The following is a 25041-nucleotide window of genomic DNA, read 5'->3' on the forward strand; positions in this document are numbered from 1 at the left end:
CCCGACACTGAAATACTCGTTCAACAGGCTTTACGCTACCGCCATGCATCTTCATACCAGCAGACTTAACGCCCGCTTCGTGCGGCGCATCGGTGAGTACGCCTTTGTAAGGCCTGGACGGAAAATGCTCTTCGCCTTTCTGGGGCGCGCTGGGCTGGTATTTGGGCAGGCAGGCCGATGCACTGAGCAAAGGCGCGACGATTAAGCCGTGCCCGATGCACGAGCGGAAAACAGGCGTTTCTCGCGCCGACAGCGCTACGGCGATTCTATAAAAGCCGGTCGGCAGACGGGGTGCGCCACTTCGTTATCTCGCGCGTGAGGGCGGCAAGACTTGCCGCCCTCACGTACGCCATCTATACCCTGTAGACCCGAATCACCCGAAGGAACCGACGATGCTGGGCATGGTATTCACCGAGTTCCTGGAAATGGTCGAGCAGCGTTATTCGCCCGCCCTGGCTGATCAAATGTTGACTGAGACCCCGCTTGGCAACAACGGCGCCTACACGGCTGTCGGCTATTACCCCCATGAGGAAATGCAGGCGCTAGTCAAAACCCTGGCCCGGCTTACCGGCAGCAGCGAGTCAATGTTGGTTCAGGTGTATGGCGAGTACCTGTTTCAACGCTTTATTCACACCTATCCGCAAATGCTTGCGCACTGCCACGACGCCTTCAGCCTGCTCGCCAGTGTCGACGGCCATGTTCACCAGGAAGTCCACAAGCTCTATCCGCAGGCTCAACTGCCTAGCTTCGAAACCGCGAAGCACACGCCTCAGCATCTGGTGCTGATTTACCGTTCCAGCCGTGGCCTGGCGGACCTCGCCGAGGGCCTGATCCGGGGCTGCATTTATCATTACGGCGAAGCCATTCGTGTGCGCCGTCATGACTTGCCCAGTGCCGCAAATGGCAGCGCCACTCGCTTTGATATGACCCGTCAGTGAGCGACGAACTGTGGCAGCGTCGCCTCGACCGTGAGCGTGAGGCGAGAAAAACTGCCGAACACTTACTCACGGAAAAATCCCGCGAGCTCTATCAGAGCACCGTCGAGCTCAAGCGCGCCCTCGCGGCTTCAGAAGATCAGCGCCGTCTGCAGTTGGCACTGTGGGGAAGCGGCGAACTGATTTGGGAATGGCAGGCTCACGACAACCTGATGCGCCTGCATTATTTCTCCAGCCAGCCCGGCGATCCGCAGGGCGAAACATTGAGCTGGGCCGACTGGGTGCAACGCCTGCACCCGGACGACCAGAGCCCCGCCCTGCTCGCCTGGAATGAACACCTGTGTGGCAGCTGCGACTATTACGACTTGGAGTTTCGTGTGCGCAACACGCCCGGCGAAGCCTGGCATTGGCTGCGCACGCAAGGCCGCGCGGTCGAACGCGGTGCCGACGGCGTGGCACGACGCATCACCGGAACCTGTAAAGACATCAGTCGCCAGCGCGAGGCCGAAGAACATTTGCGCTTACTGGCCGCCGCCTTTGCGAACAATCGCGATGCCAACGCCGTGCTGAGCAGCGACCGCCGCGTGTTACAGGCCAATGCCGCGTTTCTCGATCTGATCGGCATCACCGCCGCGCAATTGCCCAGTTTGCAGCTCGACCAGATTCTGCTGGATGCCACCGACAGCTGCCCCTGGCCGGCGCTGTGCAGCACCGATCACTGGCAAGGCGAACTGACCTGCCTGCGCCACAGCGGCCAACGCACGCCCGTGGAGCTGACCAGCACCTTGGTGCGCAGCCGCGACCAGCACGTCGGGCACCTGGTGTTATCGCTGCGCGACATCAGCGAGCGGCGCCGCGCGGCGGATCATTTGCAGCACTTGGCGCGCCTTGATGTGCTGACGCAACTGCCCAACCGTCTGCAATTCCAGGAGCATTTGCACCGTGCCCTGCAACACCAACGCAGCGACTGCCACCTGGCCCTGCTGTTTGTAGACCTGGATGACTTCAAGCAAGTGAACGACGCGTTTGGCCATGACGTTGGCGACAGCCTGCTTCAGCAGGTCGCCAAGCGCTTGCAGCAGGCGTTGCGCCAGGGTGATTTGGTGGCCCGTTGGGGCGGCGATGAGTTTGTGGTGTTGCTGGAATTACGCAGCCAGACCGAAGTGCTGGTGGTCGCCGACAAGTTGATTCGCGTGCTCAACGAACCCATGGACCTGGCCGGGCATATTCTCACCGCCACCCCCAGCATCGGCATCGCCCTGGCGCCTGATCACGGCAACGATGCCGGCGATCTGCTGCGCCATGCCGACGCCGCCATGTACGTGGCCAAGCGCGAGGGCCGCAACCAGTACGCGCTCTATCGCCCAGAGCTGAACGAGCAACTGGTGCACCGCATCAAACTGGCCAATCTGCTGCGCCGGGCGCAAGCGCAGAACGAATTGAGCTTGGCATTACAGCCAAAAATACGCCTCAGCGACCAACGTATCGTCGGCGCCGAGGCGCTGTTGCGTTGGGACACCAGCGAGTACGGGCGCGTCGCGCCAGACACCTTTATTCCACTGGCCGAAGAGCTCGGTTTGATTGTGCCGATTGGCCATTGGATCGTGCGCGAGGCCTCGGTGTTGCTCAACGACTGGCACGCGCGCGGCTGGTCGTTGTCGTTGGCTATCAACCTGTCGGCGCGCCAGTTGCGCGACGAACAATTACTGCCAGTATTGCTCGACAGCATGGCGCACTGTGCGGCCCCGCCAGACGCGCTGGAATTGGAAGTCACTGAATCCATTCTGCTGGAAGATTCCGCATTCGCCCGGCAACGACTGCAAGCCTTGCGCGACGCCGGCTTTCGCATCGCCCTGGATGATTTCGGCACCGGCTATTCCTCCCTCAGTTACCTGAAAGAATTGCCGCTAGACCGAGTGAAAATCGACCGCAGTTTTATCTCCGACCTGGAACAGTCGCCGCGTGGTCGCGCCTTGTTGTCGTCGATCGCCAGCCTGTGTCGTGGCCTGTCGCTGCAAACCACCGCCGAAGGCGTCGAAACCGCCGAGCAGTTGAACCTGGTACAGGCCGAAGGTATCGACGAGGTGCAGGGTTACTACTATTACCCGCCGCTCAGCATCGAGGCCTTCAACCGGCTGCTGGAAACCCTCAATGGCGCACCGTTACCTCCGGGGTTGCCGCGCTAACTATCTCGATTCGCCGCCGATTGCCGACTTCGCGGTGCAATCGCCTTCCTGATTCTCCCGGCACTTGCGCTCGTATTTGTTGAAAGCAACAGCGTGCGAAACCTCGGGCATTCCATGTGCGAAGGCGCCGGACATTCGGCCACGTGTCTGAGCAGCCGGCTCATGGTTGTCATGCGCTGAATCTGGCTGTCCAGCTCATCGGCTTTTTGATGCAGCGCTGCACCCGTCAGTGTTGGGGTTTGATTGCCGTCGAACATGCTCCGGATTTCATCAAGCGAAAAACCGCCGGACTTTCCTAGAGAAATCAGCGCGAGCTGAGCGATGGTTTCTTCGTTGTATTGCCGACGCAGGCCATTGCGGGCCACAGGCTTGATCAAGCCAATCTCTTCGTAATAACGCAACGTGGACGCGCTGCATCCGCTGACCTTTGCAAGGGCGCCGATATCGATCAGCTTCATGCTTGACCTCAAGTTGACTTGAAGTTGGATAGTAGGCCATCACTCGCTCAACAGGCAGCATGCAGATGAAAAATGATTCTTTCGCCTCGACCCGTACGCTGGCGTTAGTTGCTTTGGCCGGCGCCGTTTCACTGGCTTCGCTGGGTACGAGCATTGCCGCAGTTGCGCTGCCAACCCTTGCACATGATTTCTCTGCAGACGTGCCGCAGGTGCAATGGGTGGTCGTTGCGTATTTGCTGGCGGTAACGGTGGCCATCGTTCCGGCCGGGCGAATGGGTGATCTGTTCGGCAATCGACGTGTGTTGCTCGGCGCGCTCGTGCTGTTCGTCCTGGCCTGCGTGGCTGCTGCAATGGCGCCGACACTGGGGTGGCTAATTGCTGCGCGCACGGCGCAGGGCTTGGCGGCGGCAGTATTAATGTCGCTGCCCATGGCAATTATCAAAACATTGGTTCCATCCGACCGGCTGGGAACGTCCATGGGCCTGCTTGGAACTGTTTCGGCCATTGGCACCGCCATGGGGCCCGCCATCGGCGGCCTGCTGACTGATGCCTTTGGCTGGCGCTCGCTGTTCGTGCTGTTAGTGCTTTGTACCGCTGGCGTTGTAGGGATGGCGCTGCGGACCATCCCTCAGACGGAACGAACAACCCCGTTGAATGAGCGCTTCGACTGGAAGGGCTGCTTCTGGTTTTGCACCGCACTGTTTTGTTTGGCACTCGCGGCTACCGGAGGCAACGACAGGGTAGTTGCCCTGTCAGTCGAGCTGCTTATGCTGTGCGCAACAGCGTTTCTACTCTTCATTCGTACCGCGCGATCAACTACCAACCCGCTGATTCCTATTGAAATTGTACGCACCCGCGACACGGCCTCGTCGCTGTGCATGAACGTGATGGTGGGCAGCATCATGATGGCCACGTTGGTGGTCGGGCCATTGTTTCTCGTTTTTGGCTTGGGACTAAGCGCTGCGCAAACCGGGCTGGTGATGGCGGTAGGACCTTTCATCGCGGCGCTGTCGGGCCTGCCGGCCGGGCGCGCTACCGACCGCTTCGGCGCGGCGCGAACACTGCGTGCAGGCCTGGGGCTGTCAAGCGCCGGCCTCATCGCCCTGGCAGTGCTCCCGGCGCTCATTGGTGTTCCCGGCTACCTGATCGGCATAGCGCTGGCCACGCCAGGTTTTCAATTGTTCCTGGCCGCCAACAACACGTCCGCCATGCTGCAAATTGCGCTGCAGCACCGAGGCGCGCTCTCAGGATTACTCGGGCTGTCTCGCACATTGGGATTGCTTGCCGGCGCTTCACTGGCTCCGGTGCTTTTTGCACGCATACTCGACCATCAACTGCTCGCGCAGAATTCCCCACAGGGCATCACCCACGCGTTCGGCATCACTTTTTTAGCAGCAGCCGGCCTGTGCATGACTGCCCTCTTCTTCCTTGCCACACCGTCTCCCCGCGTGGCGAACGGGTGATCGGCAACAGAGTGAACGCCGTGCTGCAACGACGGCTATACGACCTAGCGTGGCTCGCCCGCTGTTGCCCTACTTGCCATTTCGGTAATACCCCACCGCCACCACGTAATTGCCCGCCTTGCGCAGCAACGCGTGTTTGTCTTCCACCTTGCCGGTTACCGGATTTTTCCAGCGGTAGTCGTAGCCGCCCTCCTCCTGCTTGGCCATTAGCGCCAGTATCGGTGCGCCGACGGGTTTGCCTTGTGGGTCGTGGATGGTGGCGAAGTCCACGCCCAGCAGGCGCAGGTTGTAGCCGTGGGCGACGTAGCGGCGGGTGGTGAGGTCGATGACGAAGACGTAGAGGTCATCTTCGCGAAAGTCGGCGGAGAGTTCGTTGATGGCTTTGAAGCTCGCCGCCGGGTTCTGCTCGATGGCCTGGGCGCTTTTGCTTAGCAGTTGCGCGGCTTGTTCGGGTGTGGCCCGTGGCAGGTAATGGCCGACGGCAATAATGCGTTCGCCCACTCGACGGAAGAACACCCGTTTGCGCTCTACCCGGCCGTCTGCCCAGTTTTTCCACGGGTATTCGGCGTTTTGCACGCCCTCTTCTTCTTTGGTGTTCAGCGCCTTGGCAAACGCTGCGCGCAGTTCGGGCGGTAGCACCTTGTTGACGTTACGGCCGATCAGCACCGCCGACGGCCCGCCGCTAGCAAGCATGGTGCCGTGGGTGTCGACGACAAACACGTAGCGCTCACCGTCAATGAATTCGCCCTGGCGGCTGAACGCGGCAAGCGCGGCGTCGCCCTGGGTGCGGTAGTAGTCCACGGCGCTGTCGAGCAGCTTGCGCGTCGCGGCGGACGGCTCCACGCCGGTTTCGGCACGGCAGGTTTGAGTAATCGAAAGCAAGGCCAGTACGGCGCAACCAATCGTTCGAATAATGCCCAAGGTTCGGCTCCTGGCGGCCAGTGCAGCCGCCTGTTCGGTATCAGGAAAGGCTACGGACGCGGCGGAAAAACCACGCCCACCTGCTTGGCGTATTCCATCCACGCGGCTTTGAGTCGCTGCACGGTTTCCGGCTGGGCGGCAGCCAGGTCGGTGGTCTCGCCACGGTCTTTGCTCAGGTCGAACAATTGCCATTGCGGCGGCTGCGGTGCTTCGCCAAAGCCGGTTTGCGGGCGCATGCCCAGCAGCTTCAGGTTACCTTCGCGGTAATAGGCGTTGCCGAACAGCTCGCCGGCCAGCGCCGGGTTTTCAAGGGCACTGCCCTGCCCGGTTAACAGCGGCACCATTGACTTGCCCGTGATCGGCTGTTTGGTGGCGTCATTGGGAATGGGTAGCCCGGCGACAGCAAGGAACGTCGGCGCCAGGTCATCGACCCGCGCGATGCCGCGCTCTATGCCTTGGCGATGAAGGCTTTTGGGCAGGTTGATGATGGCCGGCACGCTGATGCCGCCTTCTGCGGTGGTGCCTTTGAACAGGTGAAACGGCGCGGCGCTGACTTCTGCCCAGCGCAGGCCATAGTCGATTTGTGAACCGCGCTGGCCGAGGTTGGCGTAGGCGTTGTTGGTGTGTGCGCCGGCCGGGTAGAACTGGGTGTGGTTTTCGCCGGCGGCACCGTTGTCAGACATAAACACGATCAGCGTGTTGTCGTACTGCCCGCTCTCGCGCAGGTAGCTCACCAGCCGGCCAATGTTGTGGTCGAGGTTGTCGACCATGGCCGCGTAGATCTCCATTTTTCGCGCTTCGGTACGCTTTTGTTCAGGCGTGAGCTGGTCCCAGCCGGGTAACTTCGGGTTAACCGGAAGCGGCCTTGCTGCGACGGACTCGGGTGACAAAATGCCGAGTGCCTTCATGCGCTCGATCCGGCTGGCGCGAACGCTGTCGTAGCCTTGATCGAAACGACCTTGGTATTTGTCCAGATACGCTTTTGGCGCCTGCAAGGGCCAGTGCGGCGCCGTGTAGGCGGCGTAGGCGAAAAACGGTTTACCGTCTGCCTTGCCCGCTTTCAGGTAGCTGAGCAGTTTGTCGGTGTAGAAATCAGTGGAGTAGAAATTCTCCGGCAGCTCGACTGGCTGGCCGTTTTCGCGGTAGTGCACCTGCTCGATTTTCGCCGGCTGCTCGGTGGCGGGTTTGAAGTGCGGCGCCCCCCCTTCCAGCAGGCTGAACGACTGCTGGAAACCGCGCTTGTCCGGGCCCTGATCGGCCTCCAGGCCCAAGTGCCATTTGCCCACCATGGCGGTGCGGTAACCACCCGCTGCAAGCAGTTCGGCAATCGAGTAAGCGCGCCCGTTCAGGTAACCCTCATAGCCGGGTTTACCGCGCTGAAATGGCTGCAACGCTTCGGCCATTGTGCCCAGCCCGACCAGGTGATTGTCGGTGCCGGACATCAGCATCGAACGGGTGATCGAGCAGGTCGGCGCGGCGTACATGCTGGTCATCTGCACGCCGTTTTTCGCCAGTTGATCGAGGCTTGGCGTATTGATTTCGCCGCCGTAACTGCCCAGGTCCGAGTAGCCCAGGTCATCGGCGACTATCAACAAAATGTTGGGTGGCGTGGCGGCATACGCCGAGCTGCACAGCAGCAGCGCAGCACCGTGCAATCCGGCAGAAACGGCAGGCGAAAACGGCATACAGCTCTCTCTTGTTTTAGTCGTTGAAAATGGCCACAGCGCGAACGAATCCCGCCGACGCGTGTTTGATTTTGTAGGGGAAGCACGACACCACAAAGCCATGGGCAGGCAGGCTTTCCAGGTTGGCGAGTTTTTCCATCTGGCCATAACCAATATCGCGCCCGGCCTTGTGCCCTTCCCAGATAATCGAGGCGTCGCCGCTCTCGGCAAAGCGCTCGCGGGTGTATTTGAATGGTGCGTCCCAGCTCCAGGCATCGGTGCCCACCACGCGCACACCGCGTTCGAGCAGATACATCGTCGCTTCCCGGCCCATGCCAACGCCGGCTTCCAGGTAACCCGGCTGGCCGAACAAGGCACCGGCGCGGGTGTTTACCAACACGATATCCAGCGGCTGCAAGGCATGGCCGATGCGCGCCAGCTCGGCTTCCACTTCGTTGGCCGTTACCACATGGCCATCGGGCAGATGGCGAAAATCCAGCTTCACGCCGGGTTGCAGGCACCAGTCCAGCGGCAGTTCATCGATGCCAAACGCCGGCTTGCCACCGTCGGTGGTCGAGGCGTAATGCCACGGCGCGTCCATGTGGGTGCCGCTGTGGGTGGTGATCTGCAAGCGCTCGGCAGCCCACGACTCATTGCCGGGCATCTGCTCAAGCTCAAGGCCCGGAAACATGGCAGCCATTTCCGGCCAGCCTTGCTGGTGGTCCATGTAATCGATTTTCGGCAGCAAGGGTGGCGGGTCGGTGTAGGGGTTGTTGTCGAGGGTGACAGACAGGTCGACCAGGCGACGGCTGGGTTTAAACATGGGCAGGCGCTCCACGAAGTGCGGGTGGATTAAGGGAATTGCGGATCAGCGCGGCCACGCTGCCGTCATGGCTGAAACCGGCCGCGCGGGCCAACGGTGTTTTCAGCGGCGGCAGTTGGCCAAACAGGCTTTCGAGTGCCGGAACGGGCGCATAGGTAATCAGCGCGCGGCGCGCTTCGCCGTAGACGGCAGCCAGGGCATCGACCACCTGGGCGATGGACAACTGCAGCACCGGCAGCTGCCATACCCGCTGGTCAACGACCTGCTGTGGCGGCAGTTCGGCGGCGTGAATCAGGTTGGTGACGCAATGGCGTGCAGACATCCACCAGCAGGTGGCCTGCGGCGATACGGGGCAGCAATAGGCGTCGCCCTCGGCGAACGCGCGCATCAAGTCGCTCATAAATGCCGAGCGCAAGCCGTTGGGTTCACGCTGCCTTGCGACGATGCCGGGCAGGCGCACGGCACGGCCATCTACTTCGCCGCGCCGGGCCAGGTCGAGCACCATGGCTTCCAGCATGGCTTTGTGGGTGGCGTACGACAGCTCGGGTTTGAGCGGCGCCTGTTCATTCATGCGCGCCGGCAGATTGCCGCCGTAGACCGCCACGCTGCTGGCGTACACCAGCACCGGCGGCCGCGCTCGGTTACGCAGTTGGTTGAGCAGCTCAAGGCTGGCGAGCAGGTTTACTTGGTAACCCAGCTCGTACTGCTCCTCGGCCAGCCCACCGGCAATGCTCACTAGGTGAAAGACCACGTCCACGCCGTCGGCCAGCACGCGGCGCAGCAGCGCGGCATCGGTAACGCTGCCGTCGTGGCGACGCACGCGCGGGTCGTGGGGTAAACCGTCGAGGTTTGTATCCAGCGCCAACAACGTGGTGATCGGCTTGCCGCACACCGTGCCGCGCGCCAGCAGGCAGCGCAGCAGTTCACGGCCGACGAAGCCATTGGCGCCGGTAATGAGCACACGCATCGGCGACTCCTTAGGCCTGGGCCTGAACGACACGCTGATCGATACCGCCAAACAGCGACTGACCGTCTGCGCCCAGCACCTCCATGTGCACCCGGTCGCCGAAGCGCATAAAGCCGGTCTGCGGTGCACCATGGGCAATCATTTCAATCGCCCGGCGTTCGGCAATGCAGGCTGAGCCGACGCTGCGATCGCTGTTGGAGACCGTGCCCGAACCGATCACCGTGCCGCCACGCAAACGCCGGGTTAGCGCTGCATGGGCGATCAATTGGCCGAAGTGGAAATTCATTTCACTGCCATGGGGATGGCCAAACCACTCGCCGTTCCACTGCACCTGCAACGGCAAGTGCACGCGCCCTGCCCGCCAGGCTTCGCCCAGTTCATCGGGCGTGATCGCCAGCGGCGCAAAACTGGACGACGGCTTGGCCTGAAGAAAGCCAAACCCGGTGGTCATTTCCCGGGGGGCCAGGGCACGCAGGCTGACGTCGTTGATTTGCACGATCAGCTTGATATGCGCCAGGGCGTCTTCGGCGCTGCAGCCCATGGGCACATCGTCGACCAGCACGCCAAACTCGCCTTCGAAGTCGATGCCCTGGCTTTCGCTGGGCAGCGGGACGTCGTCGCGGCCGCCGATAAAATCATCGCCCGCGCCCTGGTACATCAGCGGCGTAAGGTCGGCGCCTTCGATGGGCGCCAGGTTGAAGGCTTTTTGCATCAGCGCGCCGTGGCTCATGAAGGCCGAGCCGTCGCACCATTGGTAGGCGCGCGGCAACGGCGCCATGGCGTGTTCAGGGTCAAAGGCAAAGGCGCCAACGGCTCGCCCTGCGTTCAGTTCATCGGCCAGGAGGCGCAAGCGCGGCTCGGCGCTGGCCCAGTTTTCCAGGGCCTGCTGCAAGGTATGAGCGACGGAGTCGGCTTGCAGCGCCCAGGTGTTGTCGCGGGACACCACTACCAGTTGCCCATCCCGTGCACCGTTTTTCAGGGTGGCCAGTTTCATTGCGCGTTCTCCTTCAATGGCGGCGCAAAGCGCCCGTCCAGCAGCACGAACACCATGCGTGCCATGTGTGCGGTGCGGTTGCTCCAGGCGTGGTTGGTACCGCGTTGCACCACCACATCACCTCGGGTCAGGCGCACTTCTTCGTCGTCCAGAACCAGCCACACCTCGCCTTCGGTGACGATGCCGTAGTCCAGGGTTTCGGTGCGGTGCATCAGCTTGTGTTTGGAGTTGGCCGTGCCGGTGCCGGCATGGGCCTGGCCGATTTCGGCGAACGCAGCAGCGGCGTCTTCTGCGCTGATCGGGTTCTGAACGCTGTCTGGCGGAATATCCACCACGCGAATCACGCTGCCCGACGCTTCGGGGCTCAGTTGCAAGGGCTTGGCAGTCGGGTCGTCGGCGTTGTCCAGCACGGCCGGGCCGCCGGTGCTGTTCCAGATTTCGTAAAACACCGTGCCGGGCACGGCAGCCAACGGGAACACGTTCGGCGTGGCGCCGCTGCTGGCGACAACCGCGCGGCCCTGGGCGTTGTGGCCGGTGACCACGCGTTTGAAGCTGGGAAGTGCTGACATGAAAAGTCCTCGTGCGCTTACAACGGGGTGCCGATTACGGCGGCCCGGTTGGCGTTTTTCGGCAAGCCCAGGCAGGCCAGTGCGATCAGCAATTGCAGGGCGGCGACGATGCCCAGCGCCGTAGGCAGCAGCGTGTTTTCACCGTGGGTAATCGCCAGCACCACCAACGGGCTGACAAATTCGCCGGCAAAGATGGCCGCGGTAAAACCACCGGCGGCGCGGCCGCGTTGGGGGAAGTCGACCTGGCTCATGATCCAGGTGATCAGCGTGGGCAGCATCAGACCGATGCCCAGGCCATTGACCAGCACGGCGATCACCACCAGTGCGTGGTTGCCTGCCACGGCCATCATCAGCCCGCCGACGCCGGCCAGAAAAAACGCCAGAAGCATCTGCTTGTGCGGCGCCAGGCCGCTGAGCATGCGAAAGCCGATGGCGCCGGCCAGCACGCCGAGCTGGTTGGCCCCCATGGTCATGCCGATCTGCTGCGGCGCATCCACATGCAGCAAGCTCAACAGGTAACCGGCCTGCACCGGCACCACAAACAGGCTGACGCCGGCCAGCACCGTAAGCACATACAGCGGCGCCAGGCGGCGCAGCGGAAACGGGCCGGTGTGCTCGGCCGGGCCGGCGTGTTCGGCGTCGCCCTTGGGCTCCCACAACAAGCTGGCCATCAGCGGCAGAAACAGCAGGCCCACCGCATACAAGGCAAACGGCGTGCGCCAGCCGTTCTCGCCCAGCAGGCCGCCAACGGCCATGAACACCGCAGCGGAAAGGGAGGTCGCGACCATCTGCATGGCAAACAAACGCTCGCGGCGGGCGCCGTTGTAGTAGTCGCCCATCAGCGTGGTGCAGCCAGTCATGATTGCCGCTTCAGCCAGACCGATACCGGCACGGCTGGCAACAATGGCGTGCAACGAATCCAGCCATAACGGCAACAGACCGCACACGCTGTACAGCAACATCGCCACCAGCAGCAGCGGCTTGCGCCCGACCTTGTCGGCCAGCAAACCGGCGAATGGCGCCACCAGGGCAATGACCAAGGCCGGCAAGGTCAAGGCGATGGGCACCAGAACGGTGGCGCCGGGTGTGCTGGCAAAGTGTTCCTGCATACGCGGCAGTACGGGTGCCAACAGCACCGCACCGAGTACGGGCAGGCAGCTGCCCAACAGCAGCAACAGCGATTGCGGCAAGCCGGCTTGACGGTTAGTGGACATAGCGGGCTCCTGCGATTGTCGGGGTGCGCAGGAATCGCGGCTGAAGCCGCTCCCACACTGACCGCTGATCACCTGTGGGAGAGGCTTTAGCCTCGATGTTTTCAAGCTCAGGACGCATGGCAATTCACTCTTCTTGTTGTTCTGAGGGCTGTTGAGTCAATGAATGGCGGCGCGCGCAGGACGGTTCGCCACCGGCTTTGGCGGCTCTTGCGCGGAACTTGCCGCTACGGCATCGGCACGGCTGGCGGGTTGTTTTTGCGGCAACAGGAAGTACGCCAAGGCCGGCAGCAGAATCAGCGCGCCAACCATGTTCCAGACAAACATGAAGGCCAGCAGCACGCCCATGTCGGCCTGGAATTTGATGGGCGAAATCATCCAGGTGCCGACGCCGATCGCCAGGGTCACGCCGGTGAGCATCACCACTTTGCCGGTGGATACCAGCGCCCGGTAATACGCCTCGGACAGGCTTGCGCCCTGGCGCAGATGGCCGAGCAGAATGCTCATCACATAGAGCGCGTAGTCCACGCCAATGCCCACGCCCAGGGCGATTACCGGCAAGGTGGCGACCTTCACGCCAATGTTCAGCCCCACCATCAGCGCTTCGCACAGCACCGAGGTGAGCATCAGCGGAATCACCGCGCACACCGTGGCGCGCCAGGAGCGGAAGGTGATCAGGCACAACACGATGACCGCGCCATACACCCAAAACAGCATTTCGCGGTTGGCTTGCCGGACCACGATATTGGTCGCTGCCTCGATACCGGCGTTGCCGGCTGCCAGCAAAAATTGGGCGTCGGCGGTGTTATTGGCGGCGGCGAATTGTTCGACGTGTTCCACCAGCCGCGTGAGGGTTTCGGCCTTGTGGTCGGTGAGGTAGGCATACAGCGTGAGCAGGCTGCAGTCTTCGTTGTACAACCCGCGTGGTGCGCTGGAGGTGATCATGTTGAGCATCGCCTGGTTGTTTTGCAGCTCGTACCATTTCGGGCTGCCCTCGCTCAGGCCCACCAGCATGCGGCGGTTGAGCAGTGCCAAAGAGTTGGTGGAATCCACGCCCGGCAAGGCGCGCAATTGCCAGTCCAGGGCATCGACTTTGGCCAGAATGTCGTAACGCGCGCAGGCGCCCGGCGGGGTTTTCACCATCACCGCAAACAGGTCGCTGCTGGCGCCGTAATGGCGGGTCAGGTAGGCGTCGTCCTGGTTGTAACGCGAGTCGGCGCGCAGCTCCGGCGCGCCGGCATCGAGGTCGCCAATCTGCAAGTGCAGGCTGACCATGAAACCCAGCGCCGCAAGCGCCAGGCTGATGGCGATGCACAGGCTGGCCCAGCGCTTTTGCGTGAACAAATCGAGAAACCGCCAGAAGCCATGACGGCGCTGGCCGGCGCTTTCCGCTTGTTCGCTTTTCAGGCTGAGCTGCGCCGCCCTTGGACTGACGCCGACATAGGAAAGCAGCACCGGCAGCAGGATCAGGTTGGTGAAAATCAGCACCGCCACGCCAATGCTGGCGATGACGGCCAAGTCCTGAATCACCTGGATGTCGATGATCATCAGCACGGCAAAACCCACCGCGTCGCAAAGCAGCGCGGTGAGCCCGGCGAGGAACAGGCGGCGGAAGGTGAAACGCGCCGCCACCACGCGGTGCATGCCGCGGCCGATGTCTTGCATGATGCCGTTCATTTTCTGCGCGCCATGGCTCATGCCAATGGCAAACACCAGAAACGGCACCAGTACCGAATACGGATCCAGCTGATAGCCGAGCAATGGCAGCAGGCCCATTTGCCAGACCACCGCCACCAGCGAACAGGCCACCACCAACAGCGTGCTGCGCACACAGCGGGTGTACCAGAACAGCACCACCGTGGTGATGAAAATGGCCACGGCAAAGAACAGCAGAATCTGCTTGAGGCCGGCGATCAGATCGCCGACTTTTTTGGCGAAACCGGTAATGCGAATTTCGATGCAGTCGCTCTGAAACTGCGTGCGCAGCGCCTCCAGTTGTTCGGAGAGCACGGCATAGTTCAGCGGCTTGCCATCGGCGCCGTTCGCCAGCAATGGCACGTAAATGATGCTCGAGGTTTGCTCGAAACCAACAAGCTGGCCGATCTCGTTCGACAGCTGCACGTTGCGCCGCAGCGCGTTAAGGCTGTCGGCGCTGCCATCGTAGTCATCGGGTATCACCGGGCCGCCGTCCAGGCCGTCTTCGGTCACCGCCACCCAGCGTGTGGCCGGTGTCCACAGCGACTTCATAAAGGCGCGGTCCACGCCCGGCAGCAGGTAGATCTTGTCGCTCAGCGCCTGCAGGGTTTTCAGGTACTCGGCGTTGTAGATGTCGCCCTGCTTATTCACCACGGCAATGCGCAGCGAGTTACCCAGGCCGGTCAGTTCTTTCTGGTGGTCGAGGTAGTTGGCGATGTACGGATGGTGGGTGGGAATCATTTTTTCAAAGCTGGCGTTCAGTTCGACGCGAGTGGATTGCCAGCCCAGAAACACGGTGGTCAGCAGACACACCAGCAACACCCACAGGCGATGGTTGAACAGCGCGCGTTCCAGCACCGAGCCGGAACGCGGATTGAAATCCGCCAGTTCGCCAGACACGCCTGGCAAGGAAGCGTTAGGAGACTTCATAACCTCACTCCGATACAGCGAGGGCCGGTTGCGGTACGCGCAACAAGCCAGTGAAACCAGCCACCACCACGCTGCCATCGGCTGCCTGGATGACGCTGGAAACGGGTTTGCCCAAGGGCTTGGCAAACGGCACCAAGGCCGCGCCATTGCCAACGGTGCGAAACAGCCCGCCGGCCTGATTGGCCAGCAGTACCTGGCCGTCGGCCAGGGCGGTGGCGTCGCTGAAGGACACCGGCATGGGCACGGGCAGTGGCTGGAAGCTGTCGCCGGCATCGGTGCTGATAAAGGCGTTGCCCTTCAGGCCGCCCACCAGCAGCGCACCGTCGGCGCGGGTTTGCAGGGTGAAGAAGGTGCCGGCATAGGGACTTTCCAGCTGCTGAAACGAGGCGCCGTCGTCGTTTGAGCGGGCGAGAAAACCCTGCTCGCCGGCGACAAACCAGCGATTACCCTGACGGCCGATGGCGTACAGGTGCATGCCGGTGGGGTTGTCGATGTGGCCCACGCGTGAACGCCAGGTGGCGCCACCGTCGAGGGTTTCCAGTACCAGGCCGTACGCGCCGACAATCAGGCCGCGTTTGGCATCGACAAAGTGCAGGGCCAGAAACGGTTTGTCCGGGCCATCTGCAACCAGCCGCTCGGCGCTTTGCACGCGCGCTTCGGCATTGCCGGCATCCGCGGCCTGGGCCAACTCGGCCTTGGCCGCGTCCAGCTCCAGTTGCGCTGCGCGCACGCCGTCCAGTTGCTTGGTCCAGTGTTCGCCACCGTCTGCCGTGGCGAGCACCACGCCGGCATGGCCAACGGCCCAACCGTGTTGGCCATCGACAAACTGCACCGCACTGAGGCTGACCGACACCGGCACCGAGGCTTGGCGCCACTGTTGACCGTTGTCATCTGAAAGCAGCACCAGACCGCGCTCGCCCACCGCCACCAGCCGGTCGCCAGCGCGCGCCAGGTCGATGACCACGGCTTTCTGTTCTGCCGCCACGTGCATGGCGGGCGTTGCCAAGGCGCTACCGACTGCTACGCCATCGGCGTGGCTGAACGCAGCGGCCAGCGGCAATAGCGCCGCCATGCACACGCGCCCCACCTGACAGATTCTGTTCATGCCCTGCCCCTTCAATTCGAAAAAAAGCCGGTGGACCGCACGCGATCCACCGCAAAACCACGCGTTGTTACCGCACGCCCGCGCCAGCCATGGCCGCTGGCGAGAACTCGGATGCTTTGTAGCGATCGACGATGCCGTATTGCTCGGCCAGGCCGGTGTAGAGGTTCTGGACAAACCAGGCGCCGGACGTCAGGTCGTAGAAGCCGGACGACAATTGCGCCTGGGCAGGCAGGTCAGGCAGCACGGCCGGTAGCGACCATAAGGTTTTCGCCAGTTGGCCATTGGCATCCCAGCGGTCGCCCAGCATGGCTTGCCAGGTGTCTTCGTCGAGGTAGTAACGGCCCTTCGGCAACTGGTGGCGTTTGCCCGGAGCCAGTTCGGCTTCCACGACCCATACGCGGTGTTTTTCCCAGCGCACGTAGTCGGGGTTCAGGTGATGGGCCAGGAACAGGTCTTCAGGCTTGGCTGCCGTCTGCACCTTGTTGGTGTTGTACGGGATGTACATCTCCTGCTTGCCCACCAGCTTCCAGTTGAAACGGTCCATGCGGCCCTGGAACACGCTGAGTTCGTCAAACGACATCACCCCGGCGGTGGCCGGTGTTGGCGTATCGCAGCAGGCATTGGGCAGCTTGCGCACTCGGCGCTGGCCGCTCAGGTAAACATGGGCTTGGGATTTGTCGCCGTTGATATTGGTACGGCCCATGATCTGCTCGCCGGCACGAATGGGCGGGCCGACGTTGAGCAAGCGGAACAGCCAGTAGTCACCGGCGAACGTTTCCGGCGAGCCGTCCTGGTAGTAGTAGGGCATTTCCTGAATGGCCGTGCCGTCGGTAGTCAGCACCTGGTTGCCGTCAGCGGTCATCAGGTAGTGACGGAAATGCATGGCAATGGAGGTGCCGCGCCAGTTGAGGATGTGGTTCCACATGGCCTCGGCACCGTTTTGCGGAACCGGAAACGGAATGCCGCCAAACGCGCCTTCCGGCACCGGCCCGGCGCTGCTTTCCACCAGCTTGGCGCGGGTGGCGTTCTTCAGCGTGTTGTCGTACACCCACTGCGGCGCGGCAGCCGAGCGACGGGTTGGGTACACGTCGATGCGGTAGGTTTCAGGGAAACGCTTGAACATCTCCTTGGTGCCATCGGTGAGCTGACCGGCGTACTGCGCCAGGTTTTTCGAGGTGATGCTGAACAGCGGTTTGTCTGCTGCAAAAGGATCGGAACGCTTGCCGCCGGGCTTATAGGCCGGGTCCACTTTGGTGTAGCCGCCGTCCCAGGCCGGAATGCTGCCGTCGGCGTTGCCGGCGCGTTCAGCGCCGAACGGCGTCAGGGTGGTGCCGAGCTTGGCCGCGTCTTCGGCGGAGGCGGCGAGCAGCGGCTGGCTGCTCAGGGCCAGGGTGCCGAGCACGGCAAAACACAGGGCTTTGAGCGTGAAGGCTGGTGTTTTTATCAGCGATGTCATGGGCAGGTCCTGTTAGAACGTGGTCTTGACGGAGAAGGCCAGGTAATCCCGGTCTTTCAACGATTGCTTGAAGTTGAACTGGCTCTGGGCGTCGAGGTTGGTGTCGTCGGCGCCGTAGAAATGGGTGTACGTGAGCCCGGCGGTCACGCGGTCCAGGTAGGTGGCGGTGATACCAATGTTCATGTCGCCGCCACGGTTGGGGCCGAACGAGCTGACCACCGCCGACTTGCCCAGCGGGAAGTAGCTCAGGCCGACGGGAATCGAGATATCCACGCCGGAGAACAGTTGGCGGTAAGTGGGCGTGTACACCACCTTGAAACCCAGGCCGTCGTCGGTGGCGTCCGGGTCGAGCGCGGCGCGGTTTTTAGTGACGCTGAGCAGGCGATTCCAAGCGATCTCACCGACAAAGCTCGACTCACGCGCAACGAAGTTCGGGCCGAACGAGGCCAGCACGTTGAGGTTGATATGGGCGGTGCGGCCAACGGCATACTGGGCGTCGTCATCGTTGTCGGCTTCCACGCCCGGCAGAATCGTGACGCCGTTGGACACCAGCGGCATGTTCCAGCGCAGCGAGGCTTCGCCGGCAAGGCTGTACTCGTCCACGGTGGTGGAGAAGCTGGCGCCCAGCGCACGAATGTCTTCCGGATATACCCAGTAGAACTCGCCGATCTTGCCGCTGGCGAAGTCCGGCGCACCGGTGCCGGGCTTGAGATAGAGCTTGGGCGTTTTGTCGTGGTACTGAATCGCGTACAGGCCGTAGTCGACGGTTTCGGCGCTGTATTTCAGCTGCAAGCCGCCCTGCCCCGAATCTTTCGCGTCTTTGTCTTTGCCGTGATAAAACGCCGCCGGGCTGTCCGGGTTGCCGCCGAGAAATGCCGGGAATGGCGCGCCGACCACGAGGCGTTCGTTGCCTTCACCGAGGATGTCGCTGGTGGAGAAATAACTGCCTGAAGCTGGCAGCCGGGTTTCTTCCCATTGCAGTTGGTAGAAGGCGCCTACCGACAGCTCATCGGTGAGTTGGTATGTACCAGAGAGCTGATTGACCGGCCGGGTGATTTCTTTGAATTGGGTGTTAGGCACCGACTGCGCTTTCACCACATCAACCGGCGCCATGCCGCCGGCAATGCCATTGGCGCCGAAGAACAGGCTTTCGCCCCAGATCAGGCCGTGACGCCCCGCCCGCAGCGACAGCGAGCGGTCGGCCAGGTCGCCGTTCCAGTACACAAAGGCATCCAGCAATTCGCCATCGCCACCGTGCAGGTGGCGGGTGTCGTCGGTGAACTCGTCGTACGCCACCGAGCGTTGATTGCTACGAGCTGGGTTGTCGTTGTCGTTGCTGCCCTGGTACTCCGTGTCGTACCACGCCGCGCCGCTCAGGCGAGCGCCGACGTTTTGATACGACATATCCAGTTCGGAAAGGATGTCCAGGCGGTTGGAGATCAAGCCTTTTTCAAAATTGCGATCGCCATCGTCCTGGTTGCGGGCAACCGTGCTCTCGCTGAGCTTCTGGCTCGGGTCTTGAGTTCGCCAGGCGGCACTGTACTTTGCGGTGTTGTCCCAGCGCAGACTGAAATCGCTGCTGCCGGTATCCACTTGAAAGGCATGGGCCGCACCGCTACACAGCACCAGGGCGGCAGCGAGACTTCGGGTAAGCAAACTCGGTGTAAAGGGTGCAGACATGCAGACCGAGCGGCGCGCGAGCACCGCAGTCGAGGACCTAACCATCGCGTTAACCTCTTGTTTTTGTTTTGGTGTGGTAACTGCTGCTGTTGGTACATGCCGCGAACGCCCGTCGGGCATTCGCGGGGTGAAATCAGATGGGTTCGGCCGTCAGGGCGAGCATTTGCTTGACCAGGCCGATGCGGTCGAATTCGCGGTCGTGCTGCATCTCTTTGTCGCCGGCCAGTACCGACTTCTCGCTGATGTATTTGCAGCGCTCGAAGCGGCGCTTCATAAAGCGCTGCAACTGCTCCTCCACGCTGCCGCCGGCGGTGAGTTCTTCACCCAGCACCACGGCATCTTCAATCGCCATGCCGGCGCCCTGGCCCAGGTGCGGTGTGGTGGCGTGGGCGGCGTCGCCAATAATCAGCACGCGGCCGCGGTACCAAGGCTCGTCGACAAACACCACTTCCATGGGCTTGTAAACGACCTGGCTGCTGTCGGTGATTTGCTCACGCAGCTCACCCACCAAGCCGGTGAAACCTTGCATGCGCTCGCGCATTTTTTCGGCAAGGCTGGCGGTGTCCATCCAGGGGTTGTTGGGTTCGTGCGAGGTGAGAAACAGGTACATCAGATCGCCCGCCAGCGGCACCAAGCCGGCATTGCCGTCGGCGCTCTGGAAGTTGGCCAGGTGATCGATTTGCTCAGCACGGGGGAAGTTGTAACGCCACACCGACTGCCCGGTGAAACGCGGCGTGTAGGTGTCACCAAACAGCAGGCTGCGCACTTTCGAATAGAGGCCGTCGGCGCCGACCACCAGGTCGTAGTCGCCGCTGCTGCCATCGGTGAACAGCACGTTAACGCTGTCAGCGTGCTCGGTGAGGGTTTCAACGCTCAGGCCCAAGCGCACGGTAGCGCCCAGTTCCATCGCGGTTTCGCTCAGCACCTTGTGCAACGCCAGGCGCGAGATGCCGACGTTGGCGGGATACTCCGGCCCGGCCAGACGCTGGCCTGGAATGCGTGCGAGCAGTTGCCCGGCTGGGCCGTAAATGGCGACGTCTTCAAAGGCGTACGCAGCGTCGAGGTAGCCGTCGAGTACGCCCAGTTTGGCCATCTCGCGCACCACGTTGCTTTGCTGAATGATGCCGACGCCGTACACGGTCCATTCGGCTTTCAGCTCGATCAGGTCAACCGCAATGCCCTTGCGCCGCAGTGCGATGGCGGCGCACAACCCACCAATACCACCGCCCACCACCAAGACTTTTTTAACCGCGTTGACTGCATTCATGGCATGTCTCACTTCTTATTTTTGTTCGCCGAACGGCGCACGCGCCGCTTCGTTGTGGGCCACTTTCCCGGCAAAGCAGGAAGATGACTAATCGCTTATAGGGATGGGATGTATCGCGTGGGGAGATACATGCTCAACGGCTCTGCTCCCCTCTCCCAGAACAAATTCAACTGCTCTGCTCCCCTCTCCCAAAACAAACTCAACGGCTCTGCACCCCTCTCCCAAAACAAACTCAACTGCTCTGCTCCCCTCTCCCGCTTGCGGGAGAGGGGCCGGGGGAGAGGGCCGCTGCACGCACAATCCGCGCACAATCCGCGCACAAGTCCACACACAATCCGCGTCCTACCCAACACCGCACCCCTCTCCCTAACCCTCTCCCCAAAGGGGCGAGGGGACTGGATTTTTGTATCGCCTTCTAGCAGCGGCGAGGGGACTCGAAATGTGGCGCTTCCAGAACCAACCACCCTTCTTCTTCCCGCCACGCCACCGCCTGCAACCGCTCACCCAAACACGGCCCGTACACGCACTCCCCCGTCGCCGGAAGAAACTGCGCGCCGTGGGCGTAGCACATGATCAGTTGGCCATCGGCCGACATGAATCGGTCCTTGCGGTATTCCAGGCGTACGTCCAAGTGCGGGCAGCTGTTGCGGTAAATGCGAATTTCACCGTTGTGGCGCAGCACAAAGAGGCTGTCTTTGCCGCGCTGCTCAGGGTCGAAACCCCGAGCCTGGCCTTCGGCAATGTCCTCGCTGCGGCACAGGGCAATTTCACCTGCGGCCACCGCTTAGCCCTGCTTGGGTGGCGGACCACCCGGCGCCCATTTCTCTTTCGAGGTGAACAGGAACAGCTGCGAGTTATCGGCGGTCAGCGGCGCAACGCGGGCTTCCCAGGCGTCATCGTGCTTGTCCATGTCGGCGTCGTATTCAATGTGGCAGCCCAGCGGGCTGTTGAAGTACCAGAACCAGTTGGAGCCAAACAGGTGACGACCTGGGCCCCAGAAACTGGTCCAGCCCTTCTGCTCAAAACGCCGGCCGGCCAACAGCACTTCGGTGCCGCTGCCCATGTGGAAGGTGAAGTGCTCGCAGCCTTTCATGTGCGGCGGGGTCTGGATCATGAACAGGCAGTGGTGATCGTCCGAGCCTGCCGGGCGCATGAAGGGGCCGGCGCCAACAAAAGTGTCAGTGGTTTTAAAGCCCAGGCGGTTGGCATAGAACGCCTCGCCTTTGGCCGCGTCCGGCACGAAATACACCACGTGCGACAAGGTGCGCGGCACGGCCGCCATATCGAGGGTGATGCCCGGTTGGTTCAGCGGACGCTGCGGCTCATGGCCGGGAGCGTTGCTGAGATCGGCGGGTGCGGTGAAGGCTTTGCGCACGGTGAGCTGGAAGCCGATGGCGAAACCGAGGTCGTCGACACTGTGCAGCACGCCCTGCTCGTCGCGGGTTACCAGGCGGTCGCGGCCCAGTTCGTCTTCGATGGCATCGAGGTCAGCGGCGCTGGCCACGCCATAAACGGTTTCGCGAATCGACGGCGCCGGGCCGATGGCGGCTGGCAGGGTTGGGTCGTCGGCGCGGCGAATGACCACAGCGGTGCCGTCCAACGCCTCAAAGCGCCCGCCGTTGGCGTCTACGCCTACAGGGTGCAGGCCGTAATCACGCAGGCAATCGGTACAGGCTTGGATGTCATCGACACCAAAGATCAGGGCGTCAAGGCCAATGATGTTCATGGCTACCACTCCATTGAAATTATGATCCGGCGCCAGGAGAACGACGCCGGTGGTGGTGTCGGTCACGGCCGACTGCGGCGAACTGTGCCGTCGGCGTGCGCAGCTGACTAATCGCGAGTTGGGATGTGACCTATCGGCAATCGCGATACCAGCGCGCGCACCCATAGCGCCTGGCGGATAGCCGAAAACGGGGCAGGAGAATTCCGAGGCAGGGTTGACGAAGCGATGGTTTGACTCGAATGTATCGCCAAAATAAATACAAGAACGGGATTGGCCGCCATGCGTTTCAACCACCTGGACCTCAACCTCCTGGTGGCGCTGGATGTGTTGCTTGAAGAGCAGAACATCACCCGCGCCGCTGAACGTCTGCACATGACTCAGTCCGCCACCAGCGGCGTGCTGGGCCGCTTGCGCACCTACTTCGAAGACGACTTGCTGGTGCAAGTCGGCCGCCGAATGCAGCCCACGCCGTATGCGCTGGAGCTGACCAAACCGGTGCGCGAAGTGCTGCTGACCATTCAATCGTCGATCACCGCCAAGCCGGTTTTCGACCCTAGTACCAGCAAGCGCCACTTCCGCCTGGTGACCTCCGACTACCTGATCAGCGTGCTGTTTGCCCAGGTGATCGAACGCATCCACCAAGAAGCGCCGCACATCACGTTCGAAATGATCGGCCCCAGCGACAACTCCGGCGAACTGCTGATTCGCGGCGAAGTCGACCTGATGATCGTGCCCGACCGCTACACCCTCGAAGGTCATCCCTCGCAATTGCTGTTCGAGGAAGAACACGTGTGCGTGGTGTGGAACGGCAACACCCAAGTGGGCGAGCACCTGACGCTGGAAAAATACATGGAGATGGGCCATGTCTCGGTCGGCTTTGGCCGCTCGCGGCACATGAGCATCGAGGAATGGTTTATCACCCAATACGGCTTTAACCGGCGCCTGGAAGTGATCACCAACGACTTCAACACCCTGCCCCAGTTGGTGGTTGGCACGCAGCGCATCGCGACGATGCACCAGCGCTTGGCGCGTTTGTATGCCGCGCATTTGCCGCTACGGATTTTGCCGCCGCCAGTGAAAATTCCGCTGATGCGTGAAGTGATGCTGTGGCACCGCAGTGTCGACGGCGACCCGATGCACCGGTGGCTGCGCGAACGTATCAGTGCGTTTATTCAGAGCGTGGATCAGGCCAAGGCGGCGTGATGAATACCTTTGCCGATCTACCGTGTACGGCTTGAAATTCTGGATCCCCGCCTGCGCGAGGATGACGGAGGTTTTATTCAAGACTCCCGTCATCCTCGCGCACGCGGGGATCCAGAATCTTGGACGTGTCGACGTTATGTGTACGACGCAACAGCCTAAATCCAATGAACACCTTCGCCGACCTTCCGAGTAAGGCTTGAAATACTGGATCCCCGCGTTCGCGAGGATGACGGAGGTTTTATTCAAGACTCCCGTCATCCCCGCGCAGGCGGCGGTCCGACGATTCGGGATCCAGAGTCTCGGATGTGTCGAAGGTTTTGATAACGGGCGCGGTTTATACAGATCGCGCGCAAATCAAAAGCATCGCGGCTAAAGCCGCTCCCACAGAACCAACGTAACTTTGTGGGATCGGCTGGACCGCCACTCCGCTTTAACCGCGATACCTCCGACCCAAATCCAACCCCACCCAGGTATCGCCCCACCCGATACCTCACATCCCCACTCACGATTGGCCAACTACCTCGCCGCTCCTTACCGTGCCCACTAGCACGGGCCTGCCTGGCCCACTTCCGCCTGGCACGAATAAGGACAACAACAACCATGTTCCGCTACTTCCCTACCAACTACGTCTGGAACCTCTCCGTCGACCTGGCCATTGAAATGGGTGCCCGCCTCGGCGAGATCGAGGAAATGTGCGCGCCGTTGCAGGAGGCCGCCAAGCAACCCGACGCCGCTGGCACCAAGGCTTTCCGCGAAACCTGGCAGAAGATGGCCGACAAACTCTGCGGCCTTGCCGAGGAAGACGAACAGCACGGCCGCTTGCTGTCGGCTGGCGAAAAGTACAACCGCGCCGCCACCTACTACCTCACCTGCGAACGCCTGCAAGCCCATGGCGCCGAAGGCCGCACGGCGTTGTATCAAACCTTTCTGCACACCTTCGCCCGTGGCATCGAGCTGTCGCAGGAGAACTGTGAGCGGGTCGAAATTCCATACGAAGGCGCGCACATTTCCGGCTTGCTGGTGCGTGCCGAAGGCGTGACCGGCCCGCAGCCGATTCTGGTGCAGGTCAATGGCCTGGATTCCACCAAGGAAATGAAATATCGCGTCGGCCTGCCCGCCTGGCTGGCTAAACGCGGCATCGCCTCGTTGATCATCGACCAACCGGGCACCGGCGAAGCGCTGCGTTTGCACAACCTCACGGCGCGTTACGACAGCGAGCACTGGGCCAGCCGCGTGGTGGATTGGCTGGAAACCCGCAGCGAGTTCGATGCCAAGCGCATCGGGCTGGAAGGCGTCTCACTCGGCGGCTATTACTGCCCGCGCGCGGTGGCGTTCGAACCTCGCTTCGCCTGTGGCGTGGTATGGGGCGCCAACCACGATTGGCGCGATGTGCAGAAACGTCGCCTGGAAAAAGAAGGCAGCTTTCCGGTACCGCACTACTGGGCGCACGTGCGCTGGGTATGGGGCGCGAAGGATCAGGAGGACTTCATGGCCATTGCCGAAAACGTGCACCTGGACGGCGTGCTCGACCGCATCAAGGTGCCGTTCCTGGTGACCCACGGCGAAAAGGATTCGCAGATTCCGCTGAAATGGGCGCACCGCACCTACGAGCAGTTGGTCAACAGCCCGAAACGCGAGCTGAAAATTTTCACCGGGCGTGAAGGCGGTGTGCAGCATTCGAGTTTTGATAACAGCATTAACGCCGGGCATTACATTGCCGATTGGGTGGCGGAAAACTTGGGTGGACGTACCGCCTGATCGTTAAGTTGCCTACAAAAAAACGCCGGT

The 25041-nt window shown here is 61.9% G+C and carries 20 protein-coding genes; 5 read left to right on the forward strand and 15 right to left on the reverse strand.

Annotated elements, in window-relative coordinates:
* Window positions 1–392: 392 nt before the first annotated feature.
* A complete protein-coding gene (locus ACZZ0Q_RS11670; RefSeq protein ID WP_463538867.1) occupies window positions 393–938 on the forward strand; it encodes a heme NO-binding domain-containing protein in 546 nt (181 codons plus the stop codon).
* Complete coding sequence (locus ACZZ0Q_RS11675) at window positions 935–3121, forward strand: putative bifunctional diguanylate cyclase/phosphodiesterase (protein WP_463538866.1); 2187 nt, start codon at window positions 935–937, stop codon at window positions 3119–3121. The genes ACZZ0Q_RS11670 and ACZZ0Q_RS11675 overlap by 4 nt, the downstream gene beginning before the upstream one ends.
* Here ACZZ0Q_RS11675 and ACZZ0Q_RS11680 read toward each other — a convergent pair.
* Window positions 3118–3579: a helix-turn-helix domain-containing protein gene (locus ACZZ0Q_RS11680; RefSeq protein WP_463538865.1), complete on the reverse strand. Its 462-nt coding sequence runs from the start codon at window positions 3577–3579 to the stop codon at window positions 3118–3120. The two genes, ACZZ0Q_RS11675 and ACZZ0Q_RS11680, sit on opposite strands and share 4 nt — an antisense overlap.
* Before the next feature lie 59 nt (window positions 3580–3638).
* On the opposite strand from ACZZ0Q_RS11680, the gene ACZZ0Q_RS11685 reads away from it, so the two are divergent.
* Window positions 3639–5042: an MFS transporter gene (locus tag ACZZ0Q_RS11685; RefSeq protein WP_463560592.1), complete on the forward strand. Its 1404-nt coding sequence runs from the start codon at window positions 3639–3641 to the stop codon at window positions 5040–5042.
* A gap of 69 nt (window positions 5043–5111) precedes the next feature.
* Here the strand turns inward: ACZZ0Q_RS11685 and ACZZ0Q_RS11690 are convergent, their stop codons facing one another.
* The 14 genes from ACZZ0Q_RS11690 to ACZZ0Q_RS11755 form a co-directional block, all read right to left on the reverse strand.
* A complete protein-coding gene (locus ACZZ0Q_RS11690) occupies window positions 5112–5957 on the reverse strand; it encodes a cache domain-containing protein (RefSeq protein WP_463542181.1) in 846 nt (281 codons plus the stop codon).
* Window positions 5958–6013: 56 nt separating this feature from the next.
* Window positions 6014–7648, reverse strand: a complete 1635-nt coding sequence (locus ACZZ0Q_RS11695; RefSeq protein WP_463560593.1) for an arylsulfatase — start codon at window positions 7646–7648, stop codon at window positions 6014–6016.
* Window positions 7649–7664: 16 nt separating this feature from the next.
* Complete coding sequence (locus ACZZ0Q_RS11700) at window positions 7665–8450, reverse strand: cyclase family protein (RefSeq protein ID WP_463538861.1); 786 nt, start codon at window positions 8448–8450, stop codon at window positions 7665–7667.
* A complete protein-coding gene (locus ACZZ0Q_RS11705; protein WP_463538860.1) occupies window positions 8443–9417 on the reverse strand; it encodes an NAD-dependent epimerase/dehydratase family protein in 975 nt (324 codons plus the stop codon). Before ACZZ0Q_RS11705 ends, ACZZ0Q_RS11700 begins: the two co-directional genes overlap by 8 nt.
* Before the next feature lie 10 nt (window positions 9418–9427).
* Window positions 9428–10411, reverse strand: coding sequence for a fumarylacetoacetate hydrolase family protein (locus ACZZ0Q_RS11710; RefSeq protein WP_463560594.1), 984 nt, complete (start codon window positions 10409–10411; stop codon window positions 9428–9430).
* Window positions 10408–10980 carry a cupin domain-containing protein gene (locus ACZZ0Q_RS11715; RefSeq protein ID WP_463538859.1) on the reverse strand — a complete coding sequence of 191 codons (573 nt, stop codon included), beginning with the start codon at window positions 10978–10980 and terminating at the stop codon, window positions 10408–10410. Before ACZZ0Q_RS11715 ends, ACZZ0Q_RS11710 begins: the two co-directional genes overlap by 4 nt.
* A 17-nt stretch (window positions 10981–10997) precedes the next feature.
* Entirely contained in the window at window positions 10998–12194 is a 1197-nt protein-coding gene (locus ACZZ0Q_RS11720) for an MFS transporter (RefSeq protein WP_463560595.1), read from the reverse strand.
* Between the two features lie 156 nt (window positions 12195–12350).
* Window positions 12351–14816: an efflux RND transporter permease subunit gene (locus ACZZ0Q_RS11725; protein WP_463538858.1), complete on the reverse strand. Its 2466-nt coding sequence runs from the start codon at window positions 14814–14816 to the stop codon at window positions 12351–12353.
* A gap of 4 nt (window positions 14817–14820) precedes the next feature.
* A complete protein-coding gene (locus ACZZ0Q_RS11730) occupies window positions 14821–15921 on the reverse strand; it encodes a WD40/YVTN/BNR-like repeat-containing protein (RefSeq protein WP_463538857.1) in 1101 nt (366 codons plus the stop codon).
* A gap of 67 nt (window positions 15922–15988) precedes the next feature.
* Window positions 15989–17377 carry a DUF1329 domain-containing protein gene (locus tag ACZZ0Q_RS11735; protein WP_463538856.1) on the reverse strand — a complete coding sequence of 463 codons (1389 nt, stop codon included), beginning with the start codon at window positions 17375–17377 and terminating at the stop codon, window positions 15989–15991.
* Window positions 17378–17389: 12 nt separating this feature from the next.
* Window positions 17390–19057, reverse strand: a complete 1668-nt coding sequence (locus ACZZ0Q_RS11740) for a DUF1302 domain-containing protein (protein ID WP_463538855.1) — start codon at window positions 19055–19057, stop codon at window positions 17390–17392.
* 133 nt (window positions 19058–19190) lie between these two features.
* Window positions 19191–20324, reverse strand: a complete 1134-nt coding sequence (locus tag ACZZ0Q_RS11745) for an FAD-dependent oxidoreductase (protein WP_463560597.1) — start codon at window positions 20322–20324, stop codon at window positions 19191–19193.
* Window positions 20325–20739: 415 nt separating this feature from the next.
* A complete protein-coding gene (locus ACZZ0Q_RS11750) occupies window positions 20740–21105 on the reverse strand; it encodes a Rieske (2Fe-2S) protein (RefSeq protein WP_463538854.1) in 366 nt (121 codons plus the stop codon).
* Window positions 21106–21108: 3 nt separating this feature from the next.
* Window positions 21109–22050, reverse strand: a complete 942-nt coding sequence (locus ACZZ0Q_RS11755) for a VOC family protein (protein ID WP_463538853.1) — start codon at window positions 22048–22050, stop codon at window positions 21109–21111.
* A gap of 279 nt (window positions 22051–22329) precedes the next feature.
* Between ACZZ0Q_RS11755 and ACZZ0Q_RS11760 the strand changes: the two genes are divergently transcribed.
* Window positions 22330–23253 carry a LysR family transcriptional regulator gene (locus ACZZ0Q_RS11760; RefSeq protein WP_463382708.1) on the forward strand — a complete coding sequence of 308 codons (924 nt, stop codon included), beginning with the start codon at window positions 22330–22332 and terminating at the stop codon, window positions 23251–23253.
* 600 nt (window positions 23254–23853) lie between these two features.
* Window positions 23854–25011 carry an alpha/beta hydrolase family protein gene (locus tag ACZZ0Q_RS11765; protein ID WP_463538852.1) on the forward strand — a complete coding sequence of 386 codons (1158 nt, stop codon included), beginning with the start codon at window positions 23854–23856 and terminating at the stop codon, window positions 25009–25011.
* Window positions 25012–25041: the final 30 nt, after the last annotated feature.

It is taken from the genome of Pseudomonas sp. AC070, assembly GCF_979258635.1.